A 1,609-nucleotide genomic window follows, 5' to 3' on the forward strand; every position below is an offset into this window, starting at 1 on the left:
CCCCAAGTGGCTGTACGTGCCCAGGGTGAGATCCCGGAGATTGGCTTGTTCCTGGAGATGTGGCGCGGACAAAAAGCCAAGACCCAGACCAACTGGTTGCAGCGGTGGACTGCCGACGGGAATTTGTTTCTGGTGCGGGGGTTGGGTGGCGATGTGGGAGCGCATGGGTAGTAAAACCAAATGAAGCCAATTGTCTGTGAGGAGTTTTCCCAATGCCAGGAAAAGGAACAGCACCTAAAAGTGGTGACAAATTGGAGCAGCGAGTTGTTGCTCTAGCACAATCTCTTGGATTGAAGACACAAGCAAGAGTCAAAGCAGCACGAAGGCTGTGGGGGCAACAGCGCTATATTGATGTGGTCATTAGCGATGAGAAAAGCGGCAAACGACTAGGAGTAGAGTGTAAGTTTCAGGCGACGTCAGGTACAGCAGAAGAGAAGATCCCTGCAACCATTCAAGATATGGAGCACTGGCCTATTCCAGGGATCGTGGTGATTGATGGCGAAGGGTTCTCAAAAAACATGCAAGGATACCTGATGTCTACAGGGAAAGTGGTTTGGTTTAGCGATTTAGAAGATTGGCTACGTTTGTATTTTGGATTGTAACATGAGCGATTTGCTTCTTCCGCGACCCTTTCTAAAATGGGCTGGCGGCAAGACACAACTGACGGACGCCCTATTGGAGCGGATGCCCATCTATTTCAACACTTACCACGAGCCTTTTGTTGGGAGTGGTGCGCTTTTCTTTCGCCTGTACAGAGAACGCAAGATTAAACAGGCAATTCTTTCTGATATCAACGCCGAGTTGATAGATACTTACCTGGCTATTCGCGATCATGTTTGGGAAGTTATTCAACTACTTTCCGAATTTCCATACGATAAAAATTTTTATTACCAGATTCGAGAGAAAGATCCTTGGTCAATGAGTCTTGTAGAACGAGCTGCGCGCATGATTTACCTAAACAAGACAGGCTACAATGGTTTGTATCGCGTCAATCGGCAGGGAAGGTTTAATGTTCCTTTTGGACGATATAAAGCTCCAAAGTATCTGGACAAAGATAATCTTTTAGCCGCATCCCTTGCCCTACAACATGTTGAAATTTTGTGCCTGCCATTTGAGACAGTTGTCGAGAGAGCCAAGCCAGGCGACTGGGTGTATTTCGACCCGCCTTACGCTCCTGTCTCGCGAACATCCAACTTTACTTCCTATCATGCCAACGGCTTTGCCTTAAAGGATCAAGAGCGATTACGAGATATTTGCATTGACTTGAGCAAGAATAAGGTGTATGTTATACTTTCTAACTCTGACACTGCAATCATTCGCTCTTTGTACGCTATGCCCTTCTTTGCTGTTGATGAGGTTCAAGCAAACCGGGCTATCAACTGCAAGGGGGCAAAGCGAGGAAAAATTACGGAGCTAGTGATCACAAACTACCCTGTTGAAAGAACGGTGCAGCTATGCTTACTGGAGCAGGGGTTGCCTTATTTGAATGCCACCCAACAGGCGCCTGCCCCTGCTGCTGCTCCGCTGCGCTTCGGCGTCGCTCCTGAGGCAACAGACTAGTAGGTGCGCCCGCGCCAAGAGCGGGGGCGACTGAGGGCTGACAAGATCA

The 1,609-nt window shown here is 48.5% G+C and carries 2 protein-coding genes; both read left to right on the plus strand.

The window, feature by feature from the left end; translation table 11 throughout:
- Positions 1–212 precede the first annotated feature (212 nt).
- Complete coding sequence (locus tag NW853_RS05110) at positions 213–602, plus strand: PD-(D/E)XK nuclease superfamily protein (protein ID WP_414348152.1); 390 nt, start codon at positions 213–215, stop codon at positions 600–602.
- Between the two features lies 1 nt (position 603).
- Positions 604–1,560 (plus strand): DNA adenine methylase, encoded by a 957-nt coding sequence (locus NW853_RS05115; protein ID WP_414348155.1) that lies wholly within the window; start codon positions 604–606, stop codon positions 1,558–1,560.
- Positions 1,561–1,609: the final 49 nt, after the last annotated feature.

This window comes from Synechococcus sp. H55.11 (assembly GCF_047462475.1).
Taxonomy (GTDB): domain Bacteria; phylum Cyanobacteriota; class Cyanobacteriia; order Thermostichales; family Thermostichaceae; genus Thermostichus.

Coding starts and splice junctions, on each gene's coding strand:
- NW853_RS05110 (WP_414348152.1), top strand. CDS start 213: ATGCCAGGAAAAGGAACAGCACCTAAAAGTGGTGACAAATTGGAGCAG.
- NW853_RS05115 (WP_414348155.1), top strand. CDS start 604: ATGAGCGATTTGCTTCTTCCGCGACCCTTTCTAAAATGGGCTGGCGGC.